The sequence below is a fragment of the Streptomyces sp. NPDC093586 genome (assembly GCF_044764905.1).
Taxonomy (GTDB): domain Bacteria; phylum Actinomycetota; class Actinomycetes; order Streptomycetales; family Streptomycetaceae; genus Streptomyces.
Map to the genome: position 1 here is coordinate 134,268 of NZ_JBIWJA010000011.1, position 24,778 is coordinate 159,045.

Here is a 24,778-nt window from a genome sequence, read left to right on the forward strand (position 1 = left end):
GGCGCACGCAAACCGGTACGGCGAGGCTTTCCACCCGTACAGGCGCATTCTCACGCCCTGTGGATTGGCTCACAACAAGCCGTGATGGCGTTCTTTGTCCCTCTTCACAGCGGGCTCCGGGCACGAGCGGCCAGTAACGTCATGGTTATGACGACTTCCGCATCGGTTCCCACAGGTTCAGAATCCGCCACAGTCGGCGACAGCACCGTCACCGACCGGCTCGTCGAGGCGAACGCACGGTACGCCGCCGCGTTCACCGATCCCGGGATGGACGCCCGCCCGGTCCAGCGCGTCGCGATCGTGGCCTGTATGGACGCACGGCTCGACCTGCACGCCGCGCTCGGCCTCGATCTCGGTGACTGCCACACCATCCGCAACGCGGGCGGTGTCGTCACCGACGACGTGATCCGCTCCCTCACCATCAGCCAGCGGGCGCTGGGCACCCGCAGTGTGGTCCTCATCCACCACACCGGCTGCGGCATGGAGACCATCACCGAGGACTTCCGGCACGACCTGGAGCTGGAGGTCGGCCAGCGTCCCGTGTGGGCGGTGGAGTCCTTCCGGGACGTCGAGCAGGACGTCCGCCAGTCGATCGAGCGGGTGCGCACCTCACCGTTCCTGCTGCACACCGACGACGTGCGCGGCTTCGTCTTCGACGTGAGGACGGGCCGGCTCAGCGAGGTCACGTCCGTCTGACCCTCGCCGCCTCGGCCGCCTCGGCCGCCTCCGCGCCGGTGGCCCCCGCCGCGCAAGACCCGCAAAGGCCGTAAGAACCGACATATCGAGGTCAGTTGTCCACAGGCGAGTGACACTAATCGGTAACGGCGGCAAGAATGCGGGGAAGTGCGGTGCCGCGCGGAACTGTTTCCGCGCGACACCCGTGATTCGGGGTGGGCCGGCCGGCCGTACGGGGCCGGTCCGGAATGCTGGGGTACCCCGCGCTTTCGAGGAAGCGCGGGGCAAGGCCGAGGAGGGCCGGGTGACGACCTATGACGATCAGGCGAGCCATGGGGGTACCCCCGCCCGAGCGTATTCGAGGGTGGGGGACGATCTGACCGCCGTGGTCGAGCGGGTGCGTGGCTCGGTGGAGGGCGTGATCGAGGGCAAGCCCGAGGTCGTACGGCTCTCGCTGACCGTGCTGCTCGCCGAGGGGCATCTGCTGATCGAGGACGTCCCGGGAGTCGGCAAGACCATGCTGGCCAAGGCGCTGGCGCGGTCGATCGACTGTTCCGTGCGGCGGATCCAGTTCACGCCGGACCTGCTGCCGTCGGACATCACCGGGGTGTCCATCTGGGACCAGCAGCGCCGGGACTTCGAGTTCAAGCCTGGCGCGATCTTCGCCCAGGTGGTGATCGGCGACGAGATCAACCGCGCCTCGCCGAAGACGCAGTCCGCGCTGCTGGAGTCGATGGAGGAGCGCCAGGTCACCATCGACGGCCAGACCTACGAGCTGCCCAGCCCCTTCATGGTGGTGGCGACGCAGAACCCGGTCGAGATGGAGGGCACCTACCCGCTGCCGGAGGCCCAGCGGGACCGCTTCATGGCCCGCGTCTCCATCGGCTACCCCAGCCCGGAGGCCGAGCTGCAGATGCTCGACGTGCACGGCGGGGCGAGCCCGCTGGACGATCTGCAGCCGGTGGCGCACGCGCACGAGATCGTGAAGCTGATCGAGGCGGTCCGGGGCGTCCACGTCGCGGACCCGGTGCGGCGGTACGCGGTGGACCTGGTCGCCGCCACACGGATCCACCCGGAGCTGAGACTCGGCGCCTCGCCGCGCGCGACGCTGCACCTGCTGCGCGCGGCGAAGGCGTCCGCGGCCCTGAGCGGCCGGGAGTACGCGCTGCCGGACGACGTGCAGGCCCTCGCCGTCGCCGTCCTGGCGCACCGCCTGCTGCCCACCGCCCAGGCCCAGCTGGGCCGCCGCAGCGCCGAGCAGATCGTCCAGGAGATCCTGCAGCGCACCCCGGTGCCCGCGGCGCCCCAGCAGCAGACCGGTTACGGCGTGGGCCACGGTGAGCCGGCGTACGGCCGGCAGCAGCCTCGGAGGCTGTGATGGACGCCGGGGGGACGGGGCGGGCGGGGAGCGACCGCGGGGGGACCGGCGGCGTCCGCACCGCCCTGGCGGGCCTGACCACCCGCGGGCGCTCCTTCCTGGCCGCCGGCATCGCCGCCGCGGTCTGCGCCTTCGTTCTCGGGCAGAGCGACCTGCTGCGGGTCGGGCTGCTGCTCGGCGTGCTGCCGCTGGTGTGCGCGACGGTGCTGTACCGCACGCGCTACCGGGTCGCGGGCAGCCGTCGTCTCTCCCCCGGGCGGGTGCCCGCGGGCAGCGAGGCACGGGTCCATCTGCGCGTCGACAACGTCTCGCGGCTGCCCACCGGTCTGCTGATGCTCCAGGACCGGGTGCCCTACGTGCTCGGGCCGCGTCCCCGCTTCGTGCTCGACCGGGTGGAGCCGGGCGGCCGCCGGGAGGTGTCCTACCGGGTCCGCTCCGACCTGCGCGGCCGCTATCCGCTGGGCCCGCTCCAGCTGCGCCTGACCGACCCGTTCGGCATGTGCGAACTGACCCGGTCCTTCTCCACGCACGACGACCTGACCGTGATCCCGCGGGTGGAGCCGCTGCCGCCGGTGCGGCTGAGCGGTGAGGCGAAGGGGTACGGCGACGGACGGCAGCGCTCGCTGGCGCTGGCGGGCGAGGACGACGTGATCCCCCGCGGGTACCGCTACGGCGACGACCTGCGCCGCGTGCACTGGCGCTCCACCGCGCGCTACGGGGAGCTGATGGTGCGCCGCGAGGAGCAGCCGCAGCGCGCCCGGTGCACGGTGTTCCTGGACACCCGGGGCGCGGCCTTCGAGGGCGCGGGCCCCGACTCGGCCTTCGAGTGGGCCGTGTCGGGCGCGGCGTCGGTGCTGGTGCACATGCTGGAGCAGGGGTACTCCGTCCGGCTGCTCACCGACACCGGCGACTCGGTGCCCGGCGAGGGCACCGACGGGTTCGCGGGCGTGAGCCAGGGGTCGGCCGAGGCGGCCGGCCTGATGATGGACACCCTCGCCGTGATCGGCCACTCCGACGGCACGGGCCTGTCCCGGGCCTACGACGTGCTGCGCGGCGGGAACGAGGGGCTGCTGGTGGCGTTCTTCGGTGATCTGGACGAGGAGCAGGCCGGCGTGGCCGCCAGGATGCGGCAGCGCAGCGGCGGCGCGGTCGCCTTCGTGCTGGACGGCGAGACGTGGCGGCGGGAACCGGGCGACGTGCCCGGCCCCTCGGACGGGAGCGGGGAACGGCTGCGGATGCTGCGCGAGGCGGGCTGGAGCGCCGTGGGCGTGCCGCGGGGGACCGGCCTGGAGGAGCTGTGGCGGCTGGCGGACCGGGAGCGCACGGGGCTCGCGGCGGCGAGTGGCGGGGAGGGCGCACGATGAGCGGACGGGCACGGCCGGCGCCGTGCGCCCCGGCGGCCACGGACCGCCGGACCGGCGGACCGGCGGCGGCGCGTCGTGCGGAGGGGGCGTGGTGAGCGGGCGGGCGCGGCTGGCGCTGTGGGCCTGGGCGGCCACGCTGATGGCGGCGTGCGCGCTGCTGCCCCTGGTCGACCCGGCCTCCTGGATCGTCGAGGCGGCGATCCTGCTGGCGGTCCAGTCGGGGGTGGGCGCGGCGGCCCGCCGGGTGCCGCTGGCCCGGCCGCTGACCATCACCGCGCAGGCCGTGACCGGGCTGGTGCTGCTGACCCTGGACTTCGCCCGTCGGCAGGCCCTCGCCGGACTGATCCCCGGCCCGGAGGCCTTCCGGCGCTTCGCCGAACTGCTGCGGCAGGGCGGCGACGACATCGCGCGGTACGCGATCCCGGCACCGCTCGAGTCCGACGGCATCCGTCTGATGCTGGTCGGCGGCGTGCTGGTGATCGGCCTGCTGGTGGACACCCTCGCCGTGACCTTCCGCAGCGCGGCCCCGGCCGGGCTGCCACTGCTCGCTCTGTACTCGGTGGCCGCGGGGCTGTCCGACGGCGGCGCCGACTGGCTGTGGTTCCTGGTCGCGGCGGCCGGCTATCTGATGCTGCTGCTGACCGAGGGCCGCGAGCGGCTCTCGCAGTGGGGCCGGGTCTTCGGCGGCGCACCGCGTCCGCCGGGCGGTGACCGCGGCGGCCCGGCGGTGCCGGTCCGCACCGGGCGCCGCATCGGCGCGCTGGCGCTGGGCGTGGCCCTGGTGGTGCCGCTCGCGCTGCCCGCGATGGACGGCGGGCTGCTCGACGGCACCGGGACGGGCGTCGGCTCCGGGACCGGGGGCGGCGGCACGATCTCCGCGGTGAACCCGCTGGTCTCCCTGCGCGACAGCCTCAACGTCGACGAGGACCGCCAGGTCCTGTCCGTCAAGACCGATTCGGACGCCCTCTCCGATCTGTACCTGCGGATCGTCTCCCTGGACGATTTCGACGGCAGTACCTGGAAGCCGTCCAAGCGGCGCATCACCGCCGTGCCGGAGGGCACGTTCCCCACCCCGGCCGGCCTCGGCCCCGACGTCGAGCGCGTCCGGACGGAGACCACGATCTCGGCCGCGGACTGGTACGCCCAGGACTGGCTGCCGATGCCGTACCCGCCGAGCGGTGTCCGGGTCGACGGCAACTGGCGCTACGAGCCCGTCGGCATGACGCTGGTCGGCGACCACGGCCAGAACACGCGCGGGCTGACGTACGAGGTGCGGAGCCTGGAGGTGCGGCCGACGGCGGATCAGCTCGCCTCGGCACCGCAGCCGCCGGCGTCCCTGATGCGGGAGTACACCAAGCTGCCCGACTCGCTGCCGTCGGTGGTGACGCGGACCGCCCGGGAGGTGACCGAGGGAGCGTCGAACGCGTATGAGCAGGCGGTCGCGCTCCAGGAGTACTTCGCGGTCACCGGCGGTTTCGAGTACGACACCCAGGTGCAGGTCGGCAGCGGTTCGCAGGCGATCGCCCGCTTCCTGAAGGACAAGCAGGGCTTCTGCGTCCACTTCTCCTTCGCCATGGCGGCGATGGCCCGGTCCCTGGGCATACCGGCGCGGGTCGCGGTCGGGTTCGCGCCGGGCTCCCCGCAGGCGGACGGTTCGGTGGCGGTGGGTCTGCGGGACGCGCACGCCTGGCCCGAGCTGTACTTCGAGGGTGTGGGCTGGACCCGGTTCGAGCCCACGCCGACCCGGGGCTCGGTGCCCTCCTACACGGTGCAGAACACGCCGGGCAACGCGGTCCCCGACCCCGCGCTGCCGTCCCGGAACACGACGTCGGAGCCGTCGGCGGCGCCTTCGGTGGGCGAGAGCTGCTCGGCCCAGCAGAAGAAGCTGGAAGCCTGCCCGAGCGAGTCGGCGGCGGCGGTGCCGGTCACGGGTGGCGGCGGGCCGACGTGGTACGCGGTCCTGGCCTGGTCGCTGGGCGGGCTGGCGGTACTGGTGCTCCCGTTGGCACCGATGCTGTGGCGGATGCGGATCCGGTCGGTCCGGCTGGGGGCGCACGGGCGTGGCGAGGCGGACGCGGCGCCGCACGTCCTGGCGGTCTGGGAGGAGCTGACCGACACGGCGTGGGACTTCGGCATCCCGCCACAGGAGTCGCAGACGCCCCGCAGGGCGGCGGACCGGATCGTCCGGCTCGGACGGCTCGACGCGGCCGCGGCGACCTCGGTGCACCGGGTGGCGGACGCCGTGGAACAGGTTCTCTACGCACCCCGGCCGCGACCGGTCGCGGGTCTCACGGAGGACGCGCACCGCGTGAGTACGGGGCTGCGGGGCACGGTCAGCCGTCGCACGGCACTGCGCGCACGGTTCGTCCCGCGCTCCGCCGTCCGGGCGGTGTGGGGGGTGTCGGCCCGGTGGGCGGCGCTCAGGCGGCGGATCGCGGCGGTCCGGCCGACTCTGCGGAAGGCCTAGCGGCGGCAGGGCCGAGTTCCACGAGCGCGAGGGAGCACCGGGCCCGGTCGTTCACGCGACGGGTCCGGTGCCGGTGGCGGGTCTCTCACGAAGGGCCCCGGCCCCGGCCCGGTAACGGGTCTCGCGGGGGGGGGTGCAGACATGCGTGAGGGGTGACCACCGATCGGTGGTCACCCCTCACGCGAACCGTCGTGGTGGGCGGCGGCCGACTACTGGCCGCCCTGCTGTTCGTCCCGGCGGCGCTGCCAGCGCTCCTCGATGCGGGCCATCATGGAGCGCCTTTGCCGCACCTGGCGGCGTACCTGTGGTCCGGCGCCCACGACGCCCGCGGCGGGCTGCTCGCCCGGCTTGGGCGCCTTGCGCCAGCCGGTCACGGCGAGGACCGCGCACCCCAGCATGACGAGGAAACCCATCACGCTGAGCCAGACCTGCTTGGCGACCATACCGGCCATGAGGAGCGCAATTCCCACGAGGAAGCCCGCGACCGCCTGGTAGACCCGCCGCCGGGTGTACGTACGCAGCCCGCTTCCCTCGAGCGCCGACGCGAACTTGGGATCTTCGGCGTACAGCGCTCGCTCCATCTGCTCGAGCATGCGCTGCTCGTGCTCCGAGAGCGGCACGGAGTCCTCCTCATCGTGCAGTCGCCGGGGCGACCCGGGGGGTCCCTTCAGGATAGGCAGGGAATCGCCCCCGTGAAACCCGCCCCTCTACGCCAATTGGCCAACCGGAGTCCGTCATGGCCGCGCCGGCTCGCTGAAGTTTCCTTTCCCCAGCGGCCGACCCGTCATGCCGGGCGGTCTCCCTCGATCATACGGCGCCGACCCCCCGTTCGGGTGGCCTGTGGCGTACTCCATCTGCCGCCGCGGTCCTGATCAACGCCCTGCCTCACGAGCCAGCGCTCAGGCCTCCTCGGTCTCCCCGGTCTCGCCGAGCACATGGAGTTGCGTGGCCACGGAGTGGAAGGCGGCGAGCTCGGCCGCCGCGGCCTCGAGCTTGAGCAACGCCTCCAGGGCACCGGGCTCGGTGTCCACCAGTGCGCCGGGGACGAGGTCGGCGAAGACCCGCACGCCGTGCACGGCGCCGACCCGGAGCCCCGCGCCCTCGACCAGGCCGGTGAGCTGCTCCGCGGTGAACCGGCGGGGCATCGGGTCCCCCGTGCCCCAGCGGCCGTCCGGGTCGCCGAGCGCCTGCCGGGCCTCCGTGAAGTGGCCGGCGAGGGCCCGCGCGAGAACGGCGCCGCCGAGGCCCGCGGCGAGCAGGCTGAGGACGCCCTCGGCGCGCAGGGCGGCCACCGCGTTGCGGACGCCCTCCGCGGGGTCGTCCACGTACTCCAGGACGCCGTGGCACAGCACCACGTCGTGGCCGCCGCGCTCGACGACGTCGAAGAGGCCGTGGACGTCGCCCTGCACGCCCCGCACCCGGTCGGCGACATCGGCCTCGGCGGCCCGGCGCTCCAGGGCGAAGAGCGCATTGGGGCTGGGGTCGACGACGGTGACGCGGTGGCCGAGGCGGGCCAGGGGCACCGCGAAGTTGCCGCTGCCGCCTCCGGTGTCCAGGACGTCCAGCGCCTGGCGGCCCGTGGCCTTGACCCGGCGGTCGAGGGCGTCCTGGAGGACCTCCCAGACCACGGCGGTGCGCAGGGCGGCGCGGGACCGGGAGGGGTCGGAGCGCAGCGACTCCGCCTGGGGGCGGTGGGGGGAGGCGGGCGGGCGCATCGGGTCCGACACGGCAGTTGACTCCTCGGCGCGGCACCGCCTCTGGCAGGGGCGGAGCGAACGGGCTGCCTCCCCGGCCCGGGAGCGGGAAGGGGCAGGCTTCAGGCGTCTCCCACCCTATTGCCTCCGGTGCGCCGGCCGGTCACTCCGGGTACCGCCGCCCGCCGCCGGCGGACCGGCGCGTTCATCCCGCGTCGGGCAGCTCACGGCCCGCGCCGTCCGGGCCGGGAACGGGCGGATCCGGGCGGTCCCGGCCCGGACGGTCCGGGACCGGACGGTCGGGGTCCGGGCTCTGCGTGTCGGGGCGGGGCTGGGGCAGGACCGGCTGGAGGGCGAGCATCCGCTCCACGATGCGCAGGAACATCGCCACGTCGCGTATCAGGTCGTCGGCGTCCCGGTTGCCGGCCGCTCCCCGGATGCCCGCCTCGGCCCGGGCACGGCGCCGGGCGCCCGAGGCGAACAGCGCGCTCCAGTCGGCGAGCTCGGGCGCGATCTCGGGGAGCACGTCCCAGGCGCTGCGGATGCGGGCCCGGGCCCGCGGGGTGGTCTCGGGCCGGCCGCGCGCCGCGAGCACGGCGGCGGCGGTGCGCAGGGCGGCGAGGTGGGCCGTCGCGTACCGTTCGTTCGGCGTTTCGAGGACGGCGGCCTCCGCCAGTCCGGCGCGGGCCTGGGCGAGCAGGTCGAGGGCGGCGGGCGGGGCGGACGCCCGGCGGAGCACGGGGTGCACGTCGCTCGCCGGGCCGTTCAGTGAGGGGGCAGGGCCGGCTGCGCGGGGCCGCCGGGCGGCGGCTGCGGACGAGTGGGCCATGACGATCCTCCTGTCGTCTCCGTGACGGCACGCACGGTGACGAGGTGCCGTATGCGCCCATCGTGCGGTATGCCACTGACAATCCGTTCCGACCTGGACTTTCGACGCGATCGTGCGTTCGGTTCCTGGTGCGGCGCCGAGCCCTGCGGTGACAGCCCCGGGCGGGGTGCTGTGAGAATCGGGACCATGGAAAGCAGCAGCACCGCCTCGCAGGGCGGCAGCCGGCGCGAGGCCACCCGGCAGAAGCTCTACGAGGCGGCCGTCACCCTCATCGCCGAGCAGGGCTTCTCCGCCACCACCGTGGACGAGATCGCCGAGCGCGCCGGCGTCGCGAAGGGCACGGTCTACTACAACTTCGCCAGCAAGTCCGTCCTCTTCGAGGAGCTGCTGCGGCACGGTGTCGAGCTCCTGACGGCCTCTCTGCGGGAGGCGGCGGAGCGGACTGCGCGGGAGGGCCGGGGCCGGGTGGACGCCCTGGACGCGATGATCCGCGCGGGGCTGGTCTTCATCGACCGCTACCCGGCCTTCACCCAGCTGTACGTGGCCGAGCTGTGGCGGACCAACCGGGCCTGGCAGTCCACGCTGCTGGTGGTCCGGCAGCAGGCCGTGGCGGTGGTGGAGGGCGTGCTGCGCGACGGGGTGGAGAGCGGTGAGTTCAGCGAGGAGATCGACGTGCCGCTGACCGCCGCGGCGCTGGTCGGCATGGTCCTGGTGGCCGCGCTGGACTGGAAGTCGTTCCAGCCGGAGCGGTCCCTCGACGACGTGCACGTGGCCCTGTCCCGGCTGCTCCAGGGGCGGGTGAGCGGCCGCCCCTGAGACACGGACCGGGAGGCGCGGTCCGGACATGAAGGGCGCCGGCCCGCGGTGGCCGCGTCCCCCGCGGGCCACCGTCGGACCGGCGCCTTCTCCTGCTCCCCCGTACATCCCCCGTACATCCCCCGTGGACCCCCGTTCCCGGTCGTCCCCCGTGCCTCGCTCCCGCCGGCCACGGCCGGCGGAAGGAGCGGATCGCGGGCCCGGCTCCGTTCCGGCACCCCGTGTCGCCGGTGCCGGAGCCGTGCCCGTCTCCGTGGCCCCCACTCTCTCGTCATCGCGGACCGGGACCCATCCGCGTGCGTACTCATCTCCTCGGCTAGGTACGGGTACTCAGTCCTGCGCACGCGTGCCCACCGGGGCGCGGCACCGCCCGGCCGTCCGAACGCCCGTCGGCGTACCCGGCGGGCCCCGACACGGCACGGCCGGCGTGCGCCGGGCCCGTCCAGTCCCCCCAGGCCGGACTCCCGGGTCCCTCACGGCCCCTCGGGCCGGACCGTCGGTGGCGGCGGATAAAGTCCCTGGCATGGCACGGATTGCGGTGATCGGCGCCGGGATGGGCGCGATGGCGGCCGCCGCCCGGCTGGCCGTCGCGGGCCACCGGGTGGCGGTGTACGAACGGAGCGGGACGTACGGCGGGGCGGTGCGCCGCTTCGAGCGGGACGGCTTCGCCTTCGACACCGGCCCGGGGCTGCTGCCCCTGCCCGCGGTCTGGCGCGACCTGTTCGTCAAGACCGGCAAGGAGCCGCTGGAGTCCTGCGTCGAGCTGGTCCAGGTCGACCCGTCGTCACGGCACGTGTTCGCGGACGGCACGGAGGTCTCCCTGCCGAACGCGTCGCGGGCGGGCGTGGTCGCCGCCCTGGACGAGGCACTCGGCCCGCCCGCCGGGCAGCGCTGGGGTGACCTGCTGGTGCGGGCCCGGGATGCCTGGGACCGCACCCGTCGGCCGCTGCTCGAGGAGCCCCTGTGGCCCGACTGGCGGGTGCTGGCCGAACGCGAGCCCTACCCCGCCGTCCCCCACAAGCGGCTGCTGCGCACCCGCCGGGCCGGCACGCTCGCCGAGGTCGCCGCCTGGGAACTGCGGGACGCCCGGCTCACCGCCCTGCTGGAGAGCCACGCGCTGGCGTACGGCCTCGATCCGCGGACGGTCCCGGCGAACGCGGCCGTGCTGCCGTACATGGAGCACGCCTTCGGCATGTGGTACGTGCGCGGCGGTCTGCGGGAGCTGGCGCGGGCGGTGTACGAGCGGTGCCGGGCCCGCCGGGTCGAGTTCCGCTTCGACACCGAGGTCACGGGGATCGTCGAGAAGGACGGCCGGGCGGCGGGCGTGGAGCTGGCCGGCGGCGAACTCGCCGAGGCCGAGTACGTGGTCGCCGGCGTGGCGCCGGGCGTGCTGGACCGCCTCGCCGGGGACACGGTGGTGCGCGGTGCGGACGAGGTCCCGCCGCAGCGCTCGGCGGCGAGCCGGGTCACGGTGCTGCTGGCGCTGCGGGGCGGCCGTCCCGGGGGCACGGCACACCGGACGGTGGTGCACGCCCAGGACCGCGCGGGCGAGTTGGACTCCCTGTTCGGTGCCGCGCCGGATGTGCCCGCGGCTCCGACCGTCACGATCCTGCGGCCCGACGACCCGGGGCTGGTCCCCGACGCGGACCACGAGGCGGTCACGCTCACGGCGGTGGTGCCCGCGGGCGCCGACGTGGAAGGCCGTGCCGAGCGTCTCGTCACCGTCGCCGAGCGGGCCGTACCGGGACTGCGCGACCGTCTCCTGTGGCAGGAGGTGCGAACCCCGGCCGACATCGCGGCGGAGACCGGGGCGGCAGGCGGCGCGGTTCCGGCTCCGGCACTGGCGGCGGCGGGCGGGCGGCTGCTGCACGCGGCCAACAGCACGTGTCTCGAGGGACTGTTCACGGCGGGCGGCTGGTCGCATCCCGGCGGCGGACTGCCGCACGCGGGCATGTCGGGCGCGCTGGTCGCCGGACTCGTCGTGGAGGGACCGGACTTCCGGGGCTCGCAGTGACCGGAACGACCGGCGGGCCCGTCACCGGGCCCGGGCGCCGTCAGTAGCGGTACTGCTCGTCGTATCCCTGACTCGGGCCCTGCGCCTGGCCGTTGCCCTGGTACGGGTACGTCTGCTCCGGCGGGAGTTCGCCGCCATAGGGATCGTCGGCGGTGCGCTGCTGCGGCACCCATACGCCGCCGGGCGGGGTCTCGCCGACATGGCCGCCGGGTACGCCTGCGGGGAACTGGCTCTGCCCGTAGTCCTGTTGGCCGTACTGCGCCCCGCCGGTGGTGTCGTAGCCGCCGGTGTCGTACGTTCCGCCGCCGTAGGTGTGGGTGCCGATGTACGGGTCGGAGTAGGCGGCGTACTGCTGTTGCTGCCCGGTGTCGTAGCCGTAGTTCTCCTGGCCGTAGCCGGAGCGGTCGTGGGCGTAGGCCTGGTCGGGGCTCTGCGCGGCCGGCGTCTGCCGGTCCCGGCCGTAGCCGGGGTCGTCGCCGTACACGCCGTACGAACCGGTGTCGTCCGGCAGGGGCTGCGGCGCGTAGACGGCGGTGGTCTCGGCGGGGCGGACCGGGGTGAAGACGTCGTCCCGGTCGTAGTCGTCGTGACCGTAGGAGAGGCCGTCGTGGCCCTGCGCGGGATCCTCGTGAGAGGCGGGGGCGGCATCACCGAGGGTGGCGGGAACGGCGTCGCCCGCCTCCAGGGCGGAGACCTCCAACGTCGGCTCGCGGCGGCCCCGTTCGGGTCGGCGGCGCTTGCCGCCGACCAGGCCCTCCGGGGCGTTGACCGCCCACCCGGCCTCGAAGCCGCGGCGGAACGACAGGGTGACGTAGGTCTGGCCGACCGCGAAGGCGGCGGCGCCCACCCCGATGACGAGCACGTTCGACATCAGCACGCCGGCCACCACGCAGGTGAACCCGCCGAAGGCGAGCAGCCGCCAGCGCAGCCGCGCCTTGTACTGCAGCAGCACCTCGCCCAGCAGCCACAACGCGACGATGCCGAACGCGATGTAGAGGACCGTCCAGCCCATGTACGCCCCTCTCCCAGTGGCCGTTACGCAGTGTGTCGTACACGCATGCGGCCGGTCTAGGCCCGCGGGGGGTGGTGCAGGCCCAGGTTCTCGTAGATTTCCAGCGTCGCCGTGGAGTTGTTGAGCGTGATGAAGTGCAGTCCGGGCACACCTTCGGCCAGCAGTCGCGCGCAGAACTCCGTGGCGAACTCGATACCGATGGAGCGTACAGCCGCCGGATCGTCCTGTGCCGAGAGGATCCGCTCTTTCAGCCCGGCCGGGAACGAGGCGTTGCTGAGTTTCGGCAGTCTCTCCAGCATCCGCACGCTGGTCACCGGCATGACCTCGGGGATGACCGGGGTCTCGCAGCCGGCCGCGGCGACCCGGTCGCGCAGGCGCAGGTACGACTCGGGCTGGAAGAACATCTGCGTGATCGCGTAGTCGGCACCGGCCCGGCACTTGTCGACGAAGTGCCTCACGTCGGTGTCCCAGTCCGCGGAGCGCGGGTGCATCTCCGGGAAGGCCGCCACGCCGACGCAGAAGTCGCCGGACTCCTTGATGAGCCTGACCAGTTCGGCGGCGTAGGTGAGGCCCTCGGGGTGCGGGACCCACTCGGCCGTCGGGTCGCCGGGCGGGTCGCCGCGCACGGCCAGCATGTTGCGGATCCCCGCGTCGGCGTACTGGCCGATGATGTTGCGCAGTTCCGCGACGGAATGGTCGACCGCGGTGAGGTGGGCGACCGGGGTCAGGGTCGTGTCGGCGACGATCTGCTCGGTCTCCCTGACCGTGCCCGCGCGGGTGGAGCCGCCCGCGCCGTAGGTCACGGAGACGAAGTCGGGGGCGACCGCCTCCACCCTCCTGAGCGCGCTCCACAGGTTCCTCTCGCCCTTGGGCGTCTTCGGCGCGGAGAACTCGAACGAGTACGTCGTCTTGCCGGCGGCGAGGATGTCCCGCACGGTGCGTGCGCGATCAGTCCTGGTGGATGCGGTTCCGAGGGCCATACGGGCAGGTTAGCCAGGGAGCGGCGGCCTCCCAACCGGATGCGGGAATTTGTCCGTATTGTCGACTTGTTGTCCATCCCTTGGACACATGCCGCCGGCAACCGCGCCGGACGCGCTCGCGTCCTACGCCTGCCGCAGGCGCTTCGCGAACTCGGCCGCCGCCGCGCCGGGGTCGTCCGCCGCGGTGATGGCGCGGACGACGACGACCCGGCGGGCGCCCGCGTCCAGCACCTCGTCGAGGTTGCCGAGGTCGATGCCGCCGATGGCGAACCAGGGACGGTCGGTGCCCAGGGACGCGGTGTACCGGACCAGGCCGAGGCCGGGCGCGTGACGGCCGGGCTTGGTGGGGGTCGGCCAGCACGGGCCGGTGCAGAAGTAGTCCACGCCCTCCTGGGCGGCGGCCGCGGCGGCCTCGGACTCGGCGTGCGTGGAGCGGCCCACGAGGACGTCGTCGCCGAGGATGGCCCGGGCGGCGGGCACCGGGAGGTCGCCCTGGCCGAGGTGCAGCACGTCGGCCCCGGCGGCGTGGGCGACGTCCGCCCGGTCGTTCACCGCGAGAAGCTTGCCGTGGCGGGCGCAGGCGTCGGCGAAGACCCGCAGGTGTTCCAGCTCCTCGGCGGCCTCCATGCCCTTGTCGCGCAGCTGCACGATGTCGACGCCGCCGGCCAGCACCGCGTCCAGGAATTCGGGCAGGTCGCCCTGGCTCCGGCGGGCGTCCGTGCACAGGTAGAGCCGGGCCTCGGCGAGCCGGGCGCGAGCGGTGGCGGCGGTCTCGGGCATACGTGTGTCCCCCAGGTCGGTGGCGTACGGGCGGCGGCGTCGCACGGGGCCGCCGCCGGTGGCGGCCGTGGCGTACGGGCCTCGGGTGCCGCGGCCCGTACGCCGGGCGGTGCGTCAGGTCAGACGGCGAGCGCCTGGGCGCGGCGCTTCACCTCCGTGCCACGATTCTCGCTCAGCGCCTGCGCGGGGGTGCCGGGCAGGCTCGGGTCGGGCGTGAAGAGCCATTCCAGCATCTCCTCGACCGTGAAGCCGTCGTCCCGCAGCAGGGTCAGGGTCCCGGCCAGGCCCTTGACGACCTTGTCCCCGTCGATGAAGGCCGCCGGGATGTGCAGCGCGCGGTTCTCCCCGCGGCGTACGGCGATGAGCTGGCCTTCCTTGATCAGCTGCCGCACGCGGGTCACCTCGACGCCGAGCATCTCGGCGATGTCGGGAACGGTGAGCCAGGCGGGTACGAGAGCATCGATCTTTGCGTCAATCTCGGTCACGTCTCCAGCCTGCCATCTGGCACTGACAGTCGGAAGCCGGGGCCGCCCCAACCCGCCGACGGCAAACTACGCCGTCGCCGCCTTCAGCGGCCTCGCGGGGTCGGCGAGCAGACGCGGATCCATCCTGGCGCCCGCCTCGATCAGGCGCCTGCCCTGGGCCAGGTCCCGGGGGCGGCCCACCGCCAGCAGGGCGATCAGCCGCTCCTCGCGCAGCCAGCAGACCGTCCAGGCGGGGCCGGCGGGATCGCCGCGCCACAGGGTGGTGTCGGCGGACGTGTGGTGACCCGCGTACTGGACGAACCGGCCGAACTGCTCGGACCAGAAGTACGGCACCGGGTCGTAGGCCGCCGGGGCCTCGCCGGCGGCGGCGCCGAGGATGTCGGCGGCGACCGTGCGCGGGCCCTGGAGGGCGTTGTCCCAGTGGTGGACGAGCAGCCGCTCGCCGTAGCGGCCGGAGGGGAAGGAGGCGCAGTCGCCGACCGCGTGGACGTCCGGCACGGAGGTGCGCAGGTGGTCGTCGGCCAGGATCTCGCCGTGCGGGCCGAGCTCGACGCCGGAGCCGGCGAGCCAGGCGGTGGCGGGCCGGGCGCCGATGCCGACGACGACGGCGCCGGCGGGCAGCCGCGAACCGTCGTCGAGGACGACGACGTGACCGGACTCGCCGGGCTCACCGGGCTCGACGCGCTCCACGCGCGCGTGGGTGCGCAGTACGGCGCCCGCGTCGGCGTACCAGGCGGTCATGGGGGCGGCGACCTCGGCGGGCAGCGCGTCGGCGAGGGGCCGGTCGGCGGCCTCCACGACGGTCACCGCGCAGCCCGCCTCGCGCGCGGCGGTGGCGAACTCGGCGCCGATCCAGCCCGCGCCGACGACCACGATGTCGTGCTGCCGGGCGAGCACCGGGCGCAGCCGCTCGGCGTCGTCCAGGGTGCGCAGCAGATGCACGCCGGGGACGCCCTCGCCGCCGGGCAGCCGGACCGGTTCGGCGCCGGTCGCGACGACGAGGGCGTCGTACGGCACGGGCCCGGCGGAGGTGTCCAGGAGGTGCGCGTCGGGACGCAGGCCCAGCGCCTCGCAGCCGAGCCGCAGCTCGATGCCGAGCGCCTCGAAGTCGACGTCGAAGGCGGAGCCCTCGGCCGTGCCGAGCAGGACGGCCTTGGACAGCGGGGGACGGTCGTACGGCTGGTGGGGTTCGGCTCCGATCAGGGTCACGGTGCCGGTGAAGCCCTGTTCGCGCAGGGCGACCGCGGTCTGCACGCCCGCCATGCCCGCACCGACGACGACCACACGACGCCCCGCGTCCGCTCCCCGCTCCTGCGTCTGCTCGCTCACCTGATCACCTTAGGCACCCGGCGGGTCGCCGGTCAGTCCTCGGACGCGGTGATCTGCTCCACAACGCTCGTCCCGCTGCCCCGGCGCGACTCCCACTCCCAGGTCTCCTCCAGGCGCACCCGCCCGTCGGGCAGGTCGACGACCGTCGACACGCAGTGGCCCGACGACGTGCTGCCGTCGGTCCTGAGCTGCACGTACCGGAAGTCGAGCCGGTCGCCCTCGCGGGTGCCCACCAGCCGGCCCCGTACGACGTCGCCGCCCGCGTACTCGGCCCAGACCTCGCCGTCCGCCTCGTGGTAGGCGAACCGGGTGCGGGTGCCCACCTGGCCGGGGGCCTGGTCGGCGACCGGGGCGAGGACGAGACCGTCGAGCGAACGGGCCATGGCGGAGGCTCCCTTACGAGGTGGACCGGCTGCGGGCTAGGGTGGCCAACGTAAAGCACTCGCGGGAGCCCGGACGCACCGGGCTGAGAGGGAGGCTGGCGGCCTCCGACCGTACGAACCTGATCCGGGTCATGCCGGCGAAGGGAGGGGCTGGACGCCCATGTCGTCCCCACCGATCACACCGTCCGCACCGTCGTCACCCCGCACGTCACCGCGGACGCCGGACGTCCTCGTCGTGGGCGGCGGGATCATCGGCCTGGTCACGGCCTGGCGGTCCGCGCAGCGCGGGCTCGCCACGGCCCTCGTGGACCCGGAGCCGGGCGGCGGCGCCGCCCAGGTGGCGGCCGGGATGCTGGCCGCCGTCACGGAGCTGCACCACGGCGAGCAGACGCTGCTCGCGCTGAACCTCGCCTCGGCCCGCCGCTATCCGGAGTTCGCCGCCGAGCTGACCGACCTCACGGGCCACGACCTCGGGTACCGCCGCTGTGGCACCCTGGCCGTCGCGCTGGACGCCGACGACCGCGCCCACCTGCGGGAACTGCACGCGCTGCAGGAGCGCTCGGGTCTGGACTCCGAGTGGCTGTCGGGGCGCGAGTGCCGGCGCCTGGAGCCGATGCTCGCGCCGGGCGTGCGCGGAGGGCTGCGGGTGGACGGCGACCACCAGATCGACCCCCGGCGTCTGGCCGGCGCGCTGGTGGCCGCCTGCGAGCGTGCGGGTGTGGTCCTCCACCGGGTGTGGGCCGACCGGCTCACCGTCGCCGGGGACCGGGCGACCGGCGTCGTCACGGCCGACGGCACGGCGCTGGAGGCCGGGCAGGTGGTACTGGCCGGGGGCAGCCTGAGCGGGCGCCTCGCGGGCGTGCCGGACGCCGTGCTGCCGCCGGTGCGGCCGGTGAAGGGGCAGGTGCTGCGCCTGACCATGCCGCGGACGCACGGGCCGCTGCTGAGCCGGACGGTGCGGGCCGTGGTGCGCGGCAACCCGCTCTACCTGGTGCCCCGGGAGAGCGGCGAGCTGGTCGTCGGCGCCACCAGCGAGGAGCTGGGATGGGACACGACGGTGACCGCGGGCGGCGTCTACGAGCTGCTGCGCGACGCCCACGAGCTGGTCCCCGGCATCACCGAGCTGCCGCTGGCGGAGACCCGCGCGGGTCTGCGCCCCGGCTCCCCGGACAACGCCCCGCTGCTCGGCCCGGCCGGTCTCGAGGGGCTGCTGCTGGCCACCGGGCACCACCGCAACGGCGTCCTGCTGACCCCGGTCACCGGCGACGTCATGGCGCACGTCCTGGTCACCGGGGAGCTCCCGGAGGAGGCCCGTCCCTTCACTCCCCGGCGCTTCGGCGCCGCCGCACTCACGGAGCGGACCGTATGAAGATCTCCGTCAACGGGGAGCCGCGCGAGGTGGCTCCCGGCACCGCCCTGGACACCCTGGTGGGCACGCTCACCGCGGCGCCGTCCGGAGTGGCCGCCGCCCTGAACGAGACCGTCGTCCCGCGCGCGCGGTGGTCCGCCACCGCCCTGTCCGACGGCGACCGCGTCGAAGTGCTCACCGCCGTCCAAGGAGGCTGACCCATGGCCGACGATCCCTTCGTCCTCGGCGGTACGGCCTACTCGTCCCGCCTGATCATGGGCACCGGCGGTGCGCCCAGCCTGGAGGTGCTGGAGCACGCTCTGGTGGCGTCCGGGACGGAGCTGACGACCGTCGCGATGCGCCGGGTGAACCCGTCCGTGCACGGGTCCGTGCTGTCGGTCCTGGAGAAGCTCGGCATCCGGGTGCTGCCGAACACGGCCGGCTGTTTCACCGCCGGGGAGGCCGTCCTCACCGCCCGCCTCGCGCGCGAGGCCCTCGGCACGGACCTGGTCAAGCTGGAGGTCATCGCCGACGAGCGCACCCTGCTGCCGGACCCGGTCGAGCTGCTGGACGCGGCGGAGACGCTGGTGGACGACGGCTTCACGGTGCTGCCGTACACGAACGACGACCCGGTCCTCGCCCGGAAGCTGGAGGACGTCGGGTGTGCGGCGATCATGCCGCTCGGGTCGCCGATCGGATCCGGGCTCGGCATCCGCAACCCGCACAACTTCCAGTTGATCGTGGAGCACGCGCGCGTGCCGGTGATCCTGGACGCGGGGGCCGGTACGGCGTCGGACGCGGCGCTGGCGATGGAGCTGGGGTGTGCGGGTGTGATGCTGGCCTCGGCGGTGACGCGGGCGCAGGAACCGGTGCTGATGGCCGCCGCCATGCGCTCGGCGGTGGAGGCGGGGCGGCTGGCGCGGCGGGCGGGGCGGATGCCGCGGCGGCACTTCGCCGAGGCGTCCTCTCCTGCGGAGGGCCTGGCGGTGCTCGATCCGGAGCGGCCCGCTTTCCAGTGACCGCGCGCTGCGGTGCCGAGCCCTTCCGCCCAGGCACCACCCGTTTCCGGCCGGTCGAGAGGCGGGCCCCGCCCGCGGACGGCGTGGGAAGCGTCACAGGACCGTTGCAGTGGCGCCCCGTCTTTCCGGGCGTGGCGGCGTGGGGTCCGCGGTGGCTCGTACACTCGCCTGCGTGGACACGACCCTTCAGGACCCTCTGGTCGGGCAGGTGCTCGACGGCCGGTACCGCGTCGAGGCGCGGATCGCGGTCGGCGGGATGGCCACGGTCTACCGGGCCGTGGACACCCGCCTGGACCGCGTGCTCGCGCTGAAGGTGATGCACCCGACGCTCGCCACCGACGCCTCCTTCGTCGAGCGGTTCATCCGCGAGGCCAAGTCGGTGGCCCGGCTCGACCACCCCAACGTCGTCCAGGTCTTCGACCAGGGGGCCGAGGGGGCGTACGTCTACCTGGCCATGGAGTACATCGCCGGCTGCACCCTGCGCGACGTGCTGCGCGAGCGCGGGGCGCTCCAGCCGCGGGCCGCGCTGGACATCCTGGAGCCGGTGCTGGCCGCGCTGGGCGCCGCGCACCGGGCCGGGTTCGTGCACCGGGACATGAAGCCGGAGAACGTGCTGATAGGGGACGACGGCCGGGTCAAGGTCGCCGACTTCGGGCTGGTGCGGGCCGTGGACACGGTCACCAGCACCACCGGGTCGGTCCTGGGCACGGTCTCCTACCTGGCACCCGAGCAGATCGAGCACGGCGCCGCCGATCCGAGGGTCGACGTGTACGCGTGCGGTGTCGTCCTGTACGAGATGCTGACCGGCGGCAAGCCGCACGAGGGAGACTCCCCCGCGCAGATCCTCTACAAGCACCTCCACGAGGACGTGCCGCCGCCGTCGGCCGCCGTCCCGGGGATGGCGTACGCGCTGGACGATCTGGTCGCGTCGGCGACCGCGCGCACACCGGAGGTCCGTCCGCACGACGCCGTGGCGCTGCTGGCGCGGGTCCGTGAGGCGCGTGGGGCGCTGAGCGCCGAGCAGCTGGACACCGTGCCCCCGCAGGCCCTCGCCGCGGACCACGACAACGCCGAGGACCGCACGAGTGTGATCCCGCGCGCGCTGACCATGCCCCGGCCGCTGCCGGTGAACGAGGACGAGGACGGGGACGGCGTCCGGGGCGACGCGGCTCCCGCGGACGGCGTCCACCGCACCAGCCGGCTGACGGCGCCCCCGCCGCTGCCGCCCCGGCGCCGCCTGCGGGTCGGGCGCGGCCCGCTGACGATCGTCGTCGCCGTGCTGCTGGTCCTCGGCGTCGGTACGGGCATCTGGTACATCAACTCCGGCCAGTTCACCAAGGTGCCGCCGCTGCTGTCGAAGACCCGGGCGCAGGCCGAGGACCGGCTGGAGGAGGCCGGGCTGGACGTCGGCAAGGTCCGGCACGCCTACAGCGACACCGTCGAACGCGGCACCGTCATCAGCACCGACCCGGCGGCCGGCACCCGTATCCGCAAGAACGACTCGGTGTCGTTCACGATCTCCGACGGCCCCGACCGGGTGAAGCTGCCGGACGTGCAGGGCTACAAGCTGGACCGGGCGCGGTCCCTCCTCAAGGACGAGGGACTGGAGCCGGGCATGGTGACACAGGCGTTCAGCCAGGACGTCCCCAAGGGGTTCGTGATCTCCACGGACCCGGGGACGGGCACCGAGGTGCGCGCGGGCTCGGCGGTCGCGCTCGTCGTCAGCAAGGGCAGCCCGATCGACGTGCCGGACGTCACCGGCACCGACCTGGCGGACGCGAGGGCGGAACTGACGGACGCCGGTCTGAAGGTGAAGGTCGCCGCCGAGCAGGTCACCTCCGACTACGACAAGGGCCAGGTCGCCCGGCAGACGCCCGGCGCCGGCAGCCGGGCCGCCGAGGGCGACACGGTGACGCTGATCCTCTCCAAGGGTCCCGAGATGATCGAGGTCCCGGACGTGGTCGGCGACAGCGTGGACGCGGCGCGGCGGGCCCTGGAGGACGCCGGGTTCGAGGTGAAGGAGGACCGCGGCCTGCTCGGGCTGTTCGGCGACACCGTGAAGGACCAGTCCGTCGACGGCGGGGACACGGCGCCCAAGGGCTCCTCCATAAAGATCACCATCAGGTGACGGCTCTCACGGTCCGGACGCACGACCCGGCATGACACCCTGAATGGGTGAACAGTCAGCAGTCCGCCCTCCCGCGCAACCCCGTCGGCGGTCACGTGCCCGTGGCCGGCGGCCTGCACTCCGTGGGCCTGTCCTACGCCCGCGACCTGCGGGCGGAGGCCGTACAGGTCTTCGTCGCCAACCCGCGCGGCTGGGCCACTCCGGCCGGCAACCCGAAGCAGGACGAGGCGTTCCGTGAGGCCTGCGCCGCCGGGTCGATCCCGGCGTACGTGCACGCGCCGTACCTGATCAACTTCGGCTCGCACACCGAGGCGACGGTGGAGCGGTCGGTCGAGTCGCTGCGGCACTCGCTGCGGCGGGCGCGCGCGATCGGGGCGCTTGGCGTGGTCGTGCACACCGGCAGCGCGACCGGCGGCCGGGACCGTTCGGTGGCGCTGAGGCAGGTACGGGAGTTCATGCTGCCGCTGCTGGACGAGCTGACCCACGACGACGACCCGTACCTGCTGCTGGAGTCGACCGCCGGCCAGGGCGCCTCCCTGTGCTCGCGGACCTGGGACTTCGGGCCGTACTTCGAGGCGCTGGACTCCCATCCGAAGCTGGGCGTGTGCCTGGACACCTGCCACGTCTTCGCGGCGGGACACGACCTGACCGGCCCGGCCGGCATGCACCAGACCCTGGACCTGCTGGTGGACACGGTCGGCGAGGGCCGGCTGAAGCTGATCCACGCCAACGACTCCAAGGACGTGGCGGGCGCGCACAAGGACCGGCACGAGAACATCGGCGCCGGCCACATCGGCGAGGATCCCTTCCGGGCGCTGATGACGCACCCCGCGACCGAGGGCGTGCCGCTGGTCATCGAGACGCCGGGCGGCAAGGAGGGGCACGCCGCGGACGTGGAGCGGCTGAAGAAGCTGCGCGACGGCTGATCGGGCGGCCGGGTCAGAGCTCGGGGCCGTCCCCGGGCTCCTCCTGGTAGGAGTAACGCTGCTCGCGCCACGGGTCGCCGATGTTGTGGTAGCCGCGCTCCTCCCAGAAGCCGCGGCGGTCGGCGGTCATGTACTCGATGCCGCGGACCCACTTCGGGCCCTTCCAGGCGTACAGGTGGGGAACGACCAGGCGGAGCGGGAAGCCGTGCTCGGCGGTCAGCAGCTCGCCGTCCTTGTGGGTGGCGAAGAGGGTGTGCTCGGCGGCGAAGTCGGACAACCGGAGGTTGGAGCTGAACCCGTACTCCGCCCACACCATCACATGGGTGACGGCGGGCGCGGGCGGGGCGATCTCGAGGATCGTGCGGGCCGGGACGCCGCCCCACTCGGAGCCGAGCATGCTGAACTTCGTCACGCAGTGCAGGTCGCCCACGACCGTGGTGTACGGCAGGGCGGTGAACTCGTCGTGGGTCCAGCAGTGCTTGTCGCCGTCGGCGGTGGCGCCGAAGACCCGGAACTCCCACCGCTCGGGCCGGAACTTGGGGACCGGGCCGTAGTGCGTGACCGGCCAGCCGCGCTGGAGCCGCTGTCCCGGCGGAAGCTCGAACCGCGGCGCCTCTTGCGAACCGCCCTCTCCCGACCCGTGTTCCACCGGCTGACCCATGCCTCCATCCTGACAGACCGGGGCCGGTGCCCCTGACACGACCCCCTACATCGGGCACATCGGATAGACATGCCAAAAATAAGCAAACATGGCCAAGTATGTACGCACTTACTAAGTCAGGACTTACTGGAAGATCTTCGGCGTCGGTGCAATCATGCGGCGCAACCCGCCAGTTCCCGCGTGGAAGGAGCCTTACGCGATGCAGGGCGACCCCGAGGTCATCGAGTTCCTCAACGAGCAGCTGACCGCCGAGCTCACCGCGATCAACCAGTACTTCCTGCACTCGAAGCTGCAGGACCACAAGGGCTGGACCAAGCTCGCGAAGTACACGCGGGCCGAGTCCTTCGACGAGATGCGCCACGCCGAGCTGCTCACCGACCGCATCCTGCTCCTCGACGGCCTGCCGAACTACCAGCGCCTCTTCCACGTGCGGGTCGGCCAGAGCGTGACGGAGATGTTCCAGGCGGACCGGGAGATCGAGGTCGAGGCCATCGACCGGCTGCGCCGGGGCGTCGAGGTGATGCGGGCCAAGAACGACATCACGTCGGCCAACGTCTTCGAGGCGATCCTCGCCGACGAGGAGCACCACATCGACTACCTGGACACCCAGCTGGACCTGATCGACAAACTGGGCGAGTCGCTCTACCTGTCGACGGTCATCGAACAGTCCCAGCCGGACTCCTCGGGGCCGAAGCCGATCTGAGGCTAGGCGGCTTCCGGAAGCTCCGAGAGGACCGGTTCCCCCTGGTCGGCCAGCTGCCGACGGGGGCAGGCGCCGCGGCCGAGCAGGGCCTGGATGCGGCGCACGCAGCCGCCGCAGTCGGTGCCGGCCTTGCAGGCGGAGGCGATCTGCCGGGGCGTGCAGGCGCCGGCTTCCGCGTGGCTCCTCACCTGTTCCTCGGTGACACCGAAGCAGCTGCAGACGAACACGCGGTTCACCTCCCGAGCGGGGTACAAGGTCGTGCCGTACCGACGACCGGGAGACCCGACTGATCGGTGAGGCAAACCTAACCTAACCCATCGCGCAGGGCGACAAAAGGGAAGGGGGCGCGGATCGTGTGTGACCCGCGCCCCATTCCCCGTTCCGCCGCCCCGTTCGGGGCGGACCGTCACTGGTCCCGGTACATCTCCGCCACCAGGAAGGCCAGGTCGAGCGACTGGCTGCGGTTCAGGCGCGGGTCGCAGGCCGTCTCGTAGCGCTGGTGCAGGTCGTCGACGAAGATCTCGTCGCCGCCGCCCACGCACTCGGTGACGTCGTCACCGGTGAGCTCCACGTGGATGCCGCCCGGGTGGGTGCCGAGCGCCTTGTGGACCTCGAAGAAGCCCTTGACCTCGTCGAGCACGTCGTCGAAGCGGCGGGTCTTGTGGCCGGAGGCCGCCTCGTAGGTGTTGCCGTGCATCGGGTCGGTGATCCAGGCGACGGCGGCACCGGACGCGGTGACCTTCTCCACCAGCTCGGGGAGCTTGTCGCGGATCTTGTCCGCGCCCATCCGCACGATGAACGTCAGCCGGCCGGGCTCGCGCTCCGGGTCCAGGCGCTCGATGTACTGCAGCGCCTCCTCGGCCGTCGTCGTCGGGCCCAGCTTGATGCCGATCGGGTTGCGGATCTTCGAGGCGAACTCGATATGGGCGTGGTCCAGCTGCCGCGTGCGTTCACCGATCCACACCATGTGCCCGGAGACGTCGTACAGCTGCCCGGTGCGGGAGTCGACGCGGGTGAGCGCCGACTCGTAGTCGAGCAGCAGCGCCTCGTGCGAGGAGAAGAACTCGACGGTCTTGAACTCCTCCGGGTCCGTGCCGCAGGCCCGCATGAAGTTCAGCGCGTTGTCGATCTCGCGGGCGAGCTGCTCGTAGCGCTGGCCGGACGGGGACGACTTCACGAAGTCCTGGTTCCAGGCGTGCACCTGGCGCAGGTCGGCGTAGCCGCCGGTGGTGAAGGCGCGCACCAGGTTCAGCGTGGACGCCGACGCGTGGTACATGCGCTTGAGCCGCTCGGGGTCCGGGATCCGGGCCTCTTCGGTGAAGTCGAAGCCGTTGACGGAGTCGCCGCGGTAGGTCGGCAGGGTGACGCCGTCGCGGGTCTCGGTCGGCTTGGAGCGCGGCTTGGAGTACTGGCCGGCGATCCGGCCGACCTTCACCACGGGCACGGAGGCGGCGTACGTCAGCACGGCGCCCATCTGGAGCAGGGTCTTGAGCTTCGCCCTGATGTGCTCGGCGGACACCGCGTCGAACGACTCGGCGCAGTCGCCGCCCTGGAGCAGGAAAGCCTCTCCCCGGGCGACCGCGGCCATGCGAGTGCGCAGCTGGTCGCACTCTCCGGCGAAGACGAGCGGCGGATACGACTCGAGCTCGGCGATCACATCGCGCAGAGCCTCGGCATCCGGGTACTCGGGCTGCTGCGCCGCGGGCAGGTTTCGCCAAGTCGCCTGAGCGGCGACGCTTCGGGAATCAGCGTTCACGGTCACACGCTCAACAGTACGCGGTCGGTCA

24 protein-coding genes and 1 riboswitch are annotated in these 24,778 nt (G+C 73.5%); of the genes, 12 read left to right on the forward strand and 12 right to left on the reverse strand.

Annotated features, from left to right (window positions below; translation table 11 throughout):
* Positions 1-147 precede the first annotated feature (147 nt).
* From ACIRFH_RS14710 to ACIRFH_RS14725, 4 genes are all read left to right on the forward strand, one after another.
* Positions 148-696 (forward strand): beta-class carbonic anhydrase, encoded by a 549-nt coding sequence (locus ACIRFH_RS14710; protein WP_403520374.1) that lies wholly within the window; start codon positions 148-150, stop codon positions 694-696.
* A 283-nt stretch (positions 697-979) separates the two neighbouring features.
* Positions 980-2,053 carry an AAA family ATPase gene (locus ACIRFH_RS14715; protein ID WP_403520376.1) on the forward strand — a complete coding sequence of 358 codons (1,074 nt, stop codon included), beginning with the start codon at positions 980-982 and terminating at the stop codon, positions 2,051-2,053.
* Positions 2,053-3,417, forward strand: a complete 1,365-nt coding sequence (locus ACIRFH_RS14720) for a DUF58 domain-containing protein (protein WP_403520378.1) — start codon at positions 2,053-2,055, stop codon at positions 3,415-3,417. The genes ACIRFH_RS14715 and ACIRFH_RS14720 overlap by 1 nt, the downstream gene beginning before the upstream one ends.
* A gap of 139 nt (positions 3,418-3,556) precedes the next feature.
* The gene (locus ACIRFH_RS14725; protein ID WP_403520485.1) at positions 3,557-5,884 is read left to right on the forward strand and encodes a DUF3488 and DUF4129 domain-containing transglutaminase family protein; all 2,328 of its coding nucleotides are present in this window, start codon (positions 3,557-3,559) and stop codon (positions 5,882-5,884) included.
* A 209-nt stretch (positions 5,885-6,093) separates the two neighbouring features.
* On the opposite strand, the gene ACIRFH_RS14730 is transcribed toward ACIRFH_RS14725, so the two are convergent.
* From ACIRFH_RS14730 to ACIRFH_RS14740, 3 genes are all read right to left on the reverse strand, one after another.
* Positions 6,094-6,504 carry a DUF3040 domain-containing protein gene (locus tag ACIRFH_RS14730; protein WP_403520380.1) on the reverse strand — a complete coding sequence of 137 codons (411 nt, stop codon included), beginning with the start codon at positions 6,502-6,504 and terminating at the stop codon, positions 6,094-6,096.
* Positions 6,505-6,783: 279 nt separating this feature from the next.
* Positions 6,784-7,611, reverse strand: a complete 828-nt coding sequence (locus ACIRFH_RS14735) for a methyltransferase (RefSeq protein WP_403520382.1) — start codon at positions 7,609-7,611, stop codon at positions 6,784-6,786.
* Between the two features lie 172 nt (positions 7,612-7,783).
* Positions 7,784-8,407 carry an SAV_6107 family HEPN domain-containing protein gene (locus ACIRFH_RS14740; RefSeq protein WP_403520384.1) on the reverse strand — a complete coding sequence of 208 codons (624 nt, stop codon included), beginning with the start codon at positions 8,405-8,407 and terminating at the stop codon, positions 7,784-7,786.
* A 186-nt stretch (positions 8,408-8,593) separates the two neighbouring features.
* Here ACIRFH_RS14740 and ACIRFH_RS14745 point away from each other — a divergent pair, with 186 nt between their 5' ends.
* Positions 8,594-9,223, forward strand: coding sequence for a TetR/AcrR family transcriptional regulator (locus ACIRFH_RS14745; protein ID WP_403520386.1), 630 nt, complete (start codon positions 8,594-8,596; stop codon positions 9,221-9,223).
* A gap of 523 nt (positions 9,224-9,746) precedes the next feature.
* Positions 9,747-11,237 carry a phytoene desaturase family protein gene (locus ACIRFH_RS14750; RefSeq protein WP_403520388.1) on the forward strand — a complete coding sequence of 497 codons (1,491 nt, stop codon included), beginning with the start codon at positions 9,747-9,749 and terminating at the stop codon, positions 11,235-11,237.
* A 40-nt stretch (positions 11,238-11,277) separates the two neighbouring features.
* Here the strand turns inward: ACIRFH_RS14750 and ACIRFH_RS14755 are convergent, their stop codons facing one another.
* The 6 genes from ACIRFH_RS14755 to ACIRFH_RS14780 all read right to left on the reverse strand — a co-directional run bounded on the left by ACIRFH_RS14755 (position 11,278) and on the right by ACIRFH_RS14780 (position 16,206).
* A complete protein-coding gene (locus tag ACIRFH_RS14755; RefSeq protein WP_403520390.1) occupies positions 11,278-12,249 on the reverse strand; it encodes a hypothetical protein in 972 nt (323 codons plus the stop codon).
* A 56-nt stretch (positions 12,250-12,305) separates the two neighbouring features.
* Positions 12,306-13,229: a methylenetetrahydrofolate reductase [NAD(P)H] gene (gene metF / locus ACIRFH_RS14760; protein WP_403520391.1), complete on the reverse strand. Its 924-nt coding sequence runs from the start codon at positions 13,227-13,229 to the stop codon at positions 12,306-12,308.
* 123 nt (positions 13,230-13,352) lie between these two features.
* The gene (gene thiE, locus ACIRFH_RS14765) at positions 13,353-14,009 is read right to left on the reverse strand and encodes a thiamine phosphate synthase (RefSeq protein ID WP_403520393.1); all 657 of its coding nucleotides are present in this window, start codon (positions 14,007-14,009) and stop codon (positions 13,353-13,355) included.
* 119 nt (positions 14,010-14,128) lie between these two features.
* The gene (locus tag ACIRFH_RS14770; protein WP_403520394.1) at positions 14,129-14,494 is read right to left on the reverse strand and encodes an Rv2175c family DNA-binding protein; all 366 of its coding nucleotides are present in this window, start codon (positions 14,492-14,494) and stop codon (positions 14,129-14,131) included.
* A 66-nt stretch (positions 14,495-14,560) separates the two neighbouring features.
* Entirely contained in the window at positions 14,561-15,823 is a 1,263-nt protein-coding gene (locus ACIRFH_RS14775; RefSeq protein ID WP_403520397.1) for an NAD(P)/FAD-dependent oxidoreductase, read from the reverse strand.
* 32 nt (positions 15,824-15,855) lie between these two features.
* Positions 15,856-16,206 (reverse strand): hypothetical protein, encoded by a 351-nt coding sequence (locus ACIRFH_RS14780; protein WP_403520399.1) that lies wholly within the window; start codon positions 16,204-16,206, stop codon positions 15,856-15,858.
* Between the two features lie 51 nt (positions 16,207-16,257).
* A riboswitch (TPP riboswitch) is annotated at positions 16,258-16,369 on the forward strand.
* Between ACIRFH_RS14780 and thiO the strand changes: the two genes are divergently transcribed.
* The 5 genes from thiO to ACIRFH_RS14805 all read left to right on the forward strand — a co-directional run bounded on the left by thiO (position 16,367) and on the right by ACIRFH_RS14805 (position 21,627).
* Entirely contained in the window at positions 16,367-17,575 is a 1,209-nt protein-coding gene (thiO, locus tag ACIRFH_RS14785) for a glycine oxidase ThiO (RefSeq protein ID WP_403520400.1), read from the forward strand. It overlaps the preceding riboswitch by 3 nt.
* The gene (gene thiS / locus ACIRFH_RS14790; protein WP_403520402.1) at positions 17,572-17,772 is read left to right on the forward strand and encodes a sulfur carrier protein ThiS; all 201 of its coding nucleotides are present in this window, start codon (positions 17,572-17,574) and stop codon (positions 17,770-17,772) included. Before thiO ends, thiS begins: the two co-directional genes overlap by 4 nt.
* Before the next feature lie 3 nt (positions 17,773-17,775).
* Positions 17,776-18,573: a thiazole synthase gene (locus ACIRFH_RS14795; protein ID WP_403520404.1), complete on the forward strand. Its 798-nt coding sequence runs from the start codon at positions 17,776-17,778 to the stop codon at positions 18,571-18,573.
* Between the two features lie 172 nt (positions 18,574-18,745).
* Positions 18,746-20,701 (forward strand): Stk1 family PASTA domain-containing Ser/Thr kinase, encoded by a 1,956-nt coding sequence (pknB, locus tag ACIRFH_RS14800; protein WP_403520406.1) that lies wholly within the window; start codon positions 18,746-18,748, stop codon positions 20,699-20,701.
* A 47-nt stretch (positions 20,702-20,748) separates the two neighbouring features.
* On the forward strand, positions 20,749-21,627 hold the full coding sequence (locus ACIRFH_RS14805; protein ID WP_403520408.1) for a deoxyribonuclease IV: 879 nt from the start codon (positions 20,749-20,751) through the stop codon (positions 21,625-21,627).
* 13 nt (positions 21,628-21,640) lie between these two features.
* Here ACIRFH_RS14805 and ACIRFH_RS14810 read toward each other — a convergent pair whose 3' ends face one another.
* Entirely contained in the window at positions 21,641-22,288 is a 648-nt protein-coding gene (locus ACIRFH_RS14810) for a sulfite oxidase-like oxidoreductase (protein WP_403520410.1), read from the reverse strand.
* A 199-nt stretch (positions 22,289-22,487) separates the two neighbouring features.
* Here ACIRFH_RS14810 and bfr point away from each other — a divergent pair, with 199 nt between their 5' ends.
* Positions 22,488-22,991 carry a bacterioferritin gene (gene bfr, locus ACIRFH_RS14815; protein WP_403520412.1) on the forward strand — a complete coding sequence of 168 codons (504 nt, stop codon included), beginning with the start codon at positions 22,488-22,490 and terminating at the stop codon, positions 22,989-22,991.
* 2 nt (positions 22,992-22,993) lie between these two features.
* Here bfr and ACIRFH_RS14820 read toward each other — a convergent pair whose 3' ends face one another.
* Together ACIRFH_RS14820 and ACIRFH_RS14825 are read right to left on the reverse strand one after the other, a co-directional pair.
* Positions 22,994-23,227 (reverse strand): bacterioferritin-associated ferredoxin, encoded by a 234-nt coding sequence (locus tag ACIRFH_RS14820; RefSeq protein ID WP_171990815.1) that lies wholly within the window; start codon positions 23,225-23,227, stop codon positions 22,994-22,996.
* 170 nt (positions 23,228-23,397) lie between these two features.
* Entirely contained in the window at positions 23,398-24,753 is a 1,356-nt protein-coding gene (locus tag ACIRFH_RS14825; RefSeq protein ID WP_403520414.1) for a class II 3-deoxy-7-phosphoheptulonate synthase, read from the reverse strand.
* Positions 24,754-24,778: the final 25 nt, after the last annotated feature.